Source organism: Rhodocytophaga aerolata (assembly GCF_030503435.1).
In the GTDB taxonomy this organism is placed as follows: Bacteria; Bacteroidota; Bacteroidia; order Cytophagales; family 172606-1; genus Rhodocytophaga; species Rhodocytophaga aerolata.
On sequence record NZ_JAUKPO010000105.1, the window covers coordinates 1 to 4,540 of the forward strand.

Consider the following 4,540-nt stretch of genomic DNA (forward strand, 5'->3'; position numbering starts at 1 on the left):
ACATGGATGCAATAAAAAATGTCATAGCCTAACATAAAACCTGCCATCAACCGTGTTAGCGACGCTAGTACCTAAGCACAAAGTAACGGTTTGTGGAGGTTCATATTCCGTTGGCTGCTATTCAAGCGAACCATACGGACAATCTCCGATGCAATTGATTAAAAGGATTAAAACTCATGAATAGATATACTTCAAAGTATTTTGGTGAGATTGATTTAGACGCAGTTGAAGAAGGATATGATGCAGAGATTGAATACAAGGGAAGAACCGTTTCGTTGGATTTAAATATTGTAGGTGCTACAAAAATTGAGAGTGCTAATATCAAGGCAGTGGATGACTTTTTGAACAATTTGGATCAGTATGAACCCACGTTACGGTCAGCTTTAAAGAAGGATCTGAAAGAAAAAGGGGAAACGGATTATTACCTTCAAGAGCATATTGAGGAATTGGGCAAAGCCCAAATCAATAACCTAATGATAAGTGCAGATAAGAAAGGCACTAAGAAGGAGCAACTACTCTCGGTTGTATATCTGAAAAGAATAGGCTTATACCCGGAAGAGGAAGACGAAACGTTAGCCATATTTGACTATACTCTTAGCAAAGAATTAACCGACGAACTATTGGTAGTCAATATTACCAAGGATTGGAAGATTAAAGAGATAACCGTTGAAAGTTGAACAACAGCAGCCAACACCCTGCAAATGATAACCGTGGCATACCAACGCATTACCTTACCACAAGCCAACGGTATTCAGTTGCAGTTGATTCATTGCCTGCAAGCGAAAACAGAATGAACAAGTTGCAACAGATATATGGAATAGTTGTGATTACAGCCTTTGTAACAGGTGGTTTATTCGTATTTGTAGGACTGAATCCTGAAATTTTCAAGGAGGATACCTACGGGTGGTGTGCAACGGATGATTCAACCTATGCAGAGATTATTTTTCAGCATTATGACCATCCGGGACGAAAAGTGTTCAATCTTAACTGTGTGACCTGTCACAGTGCATCTACTTCAGAAATAGTCGTAGGTCCATCCTTAAAAGAAGTCACTCAGCGAAGGGATAAACAGTGGATTGGAGAAATGATTCTTCATGGACAGAAATTGGTTGAACAGAAGGATCAGTACGCTGTTGAGCAATATGAAAAATATAACAGGATTGTCCATCCAGATTTTGAGTATTTATCTGAAGACGCCTTGAACGACTTGATAGAATATTTAGAATTAGAAGGAGGAACAAAGCAATAAGAGTCCAGTAGGCAACACCAGCCAAGCCTCCCAGCGGGCCGCCAATGCGCATAGCTACAGCAGGAGGCTACGCCGTCGGTTGGCTTTGGTCCATTATAGAATAATAAGTTAAATGTATGCAGATCAATAAATATCTATTTTGGGCGGTAAGTCTATGCTTGTCTCTTGTAAGTTGTTATCTGTTCAGCGAGGCTTCTGTTGAACTTTATTCAGATGCAGATTACATGCAGTCGCTTCACCTTAATTCTAACTCCGATACACCTATGATTCCTATTGCCGCAGGAATTATTGCTGCATTTTTAATTGCCATTGTTCATATAGTTGTTCATCTTTTCTTTTTGTTGGTTTTGCTTTTCCAAAAAGAAGCGTCGGTTATAAAACTTCCATGGGGCAGTGGCAATAAAAAAGGAGTAGGCTCTATTGTAGTAATTGGATTAGCTACTTTAATTACTATCCTTTGGCTATATGATTTTATTGCCCTTTTAACTATTAAATATTTTGAGATCAATGCCATTTTTACAATCATAGCCATTGCTGTCACCTGTGTGTATGCTATGTGGATTATATATTTAATAAAAGATAAAAAAACGAACGCCCAACACCCTGCAATCTGATAACCGTTGCATAACTACGCATTACCTCAGCAGCCAACGGTATACAGTTGCTGTTGATTCATTATGGCCTATAAAAAGGAATGAAAATAGAAGGAGTAATTCAGGTAATTGAACAAAATTGGAAGTGGATACAAGGCTGTTCTGTAGCAGAGATTAATGCTCTTGAAGAAACCATTGGACAGTCGTTACCAACCGACTACAAACTATTACTGAGTAGGATTGGAAAAGAAGTGGATGGGTTTATGACAGGCAGTCTATTTTACTATGATAGTTTGCTAGCTATGCAAGAGCATGGACGAGCTTTGGTGAAAAAGAACGTTCACTTCCCTAAAGCATTGGATGAAAATTGCTTTGTGTTTTGGTTCCATCAAGGGTATTCTATACTGTTTTTCAAACTTAATGAAGGAGCAAACCCACCGATCTATTTTTATACCGAAACGGAAGATGGAGAAAGCCTGGTAGAATGGCAAGATTTTAAAAAAGTGAGTGATACACTAAGTGATTGCTTATGGGAAGAAGTGAAAGCTCACTTATCAACAGAAAAAAGGATAAAATAAAGGCCATAACACTTACCCCGAAGGCAACTGCTTTATCCTTAGCACGAGGCCAAAGCACAAAAGTCGGTTTGCGAGGGTTTGCGGACCACTACACCATAAATTAAAATACTGCAATTCAATATGAATAAAGCTGGTAACAAACCCTTATGCAAGAATAGAAAAACAAATTTGGCAGATTCATTATTTTCATGAAAACACTTTTTACTCTACTTACTATTTTGATTATTTTTCCTGTTCTAGCCCAAGAGAACTTTCAGCCCGGATGGGTAGTGACTCAAGCTAGCCAAGATACCATCAAAGGATATGTTGACTACCGGGAATGGGAAATAAATCCTAAGCAGATTTATTTCAAGCCAGCAGATTCAGAGCAAAAAGTTACGTATACACTTCTTAATTGCAGCGCCTTTGGTGTAGAGAAGGGAGAGTTTTACAAAAAGGCCATTATCACCAAATATGTGCAACCCATTGTCTCTACTCAGATTACGATTGATACTAGAGAAGAGTCCCAAGAAGATTCTGTTTTCTTGCGTTGCTTGGTGGATGGTTCCCTAGCAGATTTATATGAATTAGCCGAGAATGGTAAAAAACAGTATTTCATGGAGACGCCTCAAGCAGGCATGCAGGCTTTACGCTATTATAAAACAAAGAATGCACAAACAGGCGCAATAGCTTCCTTGGAGATCTACAAAGGTCAGCTCCAAGCCTTAGTGAAAGAGAATAAAAAACTAACCAATGAGCTAAAAGTGCTTGCCTATACGGATACGCAACTCTATAAGTTCTTTATAAAAATGAATCAGTTAACTCCTCAGAAAGCCACGATCACTAAAACTAAGTTGGTCTTCTGGTTGGGAGGGGGCGTATCGAGTATTAGGCCTAAATTTTCCGGCGATCTTCCTAACTGGGATAGCAGGCATAAATTTGACAGGAGTTATGGCCCGTTATTTTCAATAGGTGGAGATGTAGAATCCAACCGATTGCAAGGGCGCATTTTTATGCGTCTAGGGGCTTCCTACTATGCGAATGAGTATGAATCCTTGAATAACCATGAGAGCAATAATGGCGGGGAGTTTGAGAGATCTTATCAGCTAAGCCACCGCAATTACATGGTTAACTTTTCTCTGAATGGAGGAATCCTTCCCCTTTCTGCACAAAGCTTTATTTACATCGGGGCGGGCGTCAGGTATAATTTGTCTACGTATCCCAAAAACAGCATTAGTTTAACAAAGCTATCTACTGGAGTAGTCACAACAAGACCAGGTCCGGAAGCTGAGAAAAGATGGGGTCAATTCTTTGGGCAAGCAGGGATGAGAATAAACAGGCACCTAGATGCAAGTATAAGCTACACCTTTGCAGGCTCTTTCATGAATTATAATAGGTTTGGAGTGAGTATTCCGGCTTATCAGTTTGGGTTTATTTACAGATTGTAATCTTTGAAAGATAGTGGTAATAAAGTAAAATCACGGCGTAGAACAGTAAATACGAACGCCAACCCTTGCACAGCCGCGCAAATCTCAACATAAGCTGAGAGCATGCGAGTATTCATAATACATACAATGCAATGAAAAATAAAACACTATACACAATTTTACTTCTGATTAGTACTAATCTAGTATTTGGGCAATCTAATGCTTTGAAGCAAAGAAATTTATTAACCCAACAGGAACCTATGAATTAGATAGCAAACCTGAGGAAAGAAATGGAGCTCCAAGCTACAATTCCGGTTTCTTCATTGATACATTAGTATACTATAATAATGTTGCTGTATATACTGATTTAGAATCAGATTCGACCTGTAGAGTCATGTATGCATTTACATCCGAAGGGATACAGGTAGAACAATTTGCTCACGACCCAAATTTTGCTTGTGGATTTGGCCATGCAGTAAAGGCTCAAGGATATTATAAAAAGAAATCGAATAAAATTCCTCAGATAAAAGACCTGTCAAAAGAGGACGAATAAATACACTGTACTCAACATCGGCTAAAAAATTAGCTGGCTGCCAACGCTCAAGGCTGAGGCTTCGAGCCTTGCAGCTGTTTAGTCTATGTTCATTATCGGTGCAAACAAACCTCCGTGGCTGTGGCACAACGAAAAAGAATAAAAAATAAAGAATATTGACC

Annotated in this window: 6 protein-coding genes; 5 read left to right on the forward strand and 1 reads right to left on the reverse strand. The window is 39.0% G+C overall.

Features of this window, described 5'->3' with window-relative positions; genetic code table 11:
- Positions 1-176 precede the first annotated feature (176 nt).
- The 5 genes from Q0590_RS36630 (at position 177) to Q0590_RS36650 (ending at position 3,847) form a co-directional block, all read left to right on the forward strand.
- Positions 177-677 carry a DUF2004 domain-containing protein gene (locus Q0590_RS36630; protein WP_302042648.1) on the forward strand — a complete coding sequence of 167 codons (501 nt, stop codon included), beginning with the start codon at positions 177-179 and terminating at the stop codon, positions 675-677.
- On the forward strand, positions 674-1,249 hold the full coding sequence (locus tag Q0590_RS36635; RefSeq protein ID WP_302042649.1) for a c-type cytochrome: 576 nt from the start codon (positions 674-676) through the stop codon (positions 1,247-1,249). The genes Q0590_RS36630 and Q0590_RS36635 overlap by 4 nt, the downstream gene beginning before the upstream one ends.
- A 263-nt stretch (positions 1,250-1,512) precedes the next feature.
- Positions 1,513-1,863: a hypothetical protein gene (locus Q0590_RS36640; protein ID WP_302042650.1), complete on the forward strand. Its 351-nt coding sequence runs from the start codon at positions 1,513-1,515 to the stop codon at positions 1,861-1,863.
- 80 nt (positions 1,864-1,943) lie between these two features.
- On the forward strand, positions 1,944-2,420 hold the full coding sequence (locus Q0590_RS36645; RefSeq protein WP_302042651.1) for an SMI1/KNR4 family protein: 477 nt from the start codon (positions 1,944-1,946) through the stop codon (positions 2,418-2,420).
- A 188-nt stretch (positions 2,421-2,608) separates the two neighbouring features.
- The gene (locus tag Q0590_RS36650) at positions 2,609-3,847 is read left to right on the forward strand and encodes a hypothetical protein (protein ID WP_302042652.1); all 1,239 of its coding nucleotides are present in this window, start codon (positions 2,609-2,611) and stop codon (positions 3,845-3,847) included.
- 383 nt (positions 3,848-4,230) lie between these two features.
- Here the strand turns inward: Q0590_RS36650 and Q0590_RS36655 are convergent.
- The coding region (locus Q0590_RS36655; RefSeq protein WP_302042653.1) for a hypothetical protein at positions 4,231-4,540 on the reverse strand (310 nt) is incomplete at its 5' end.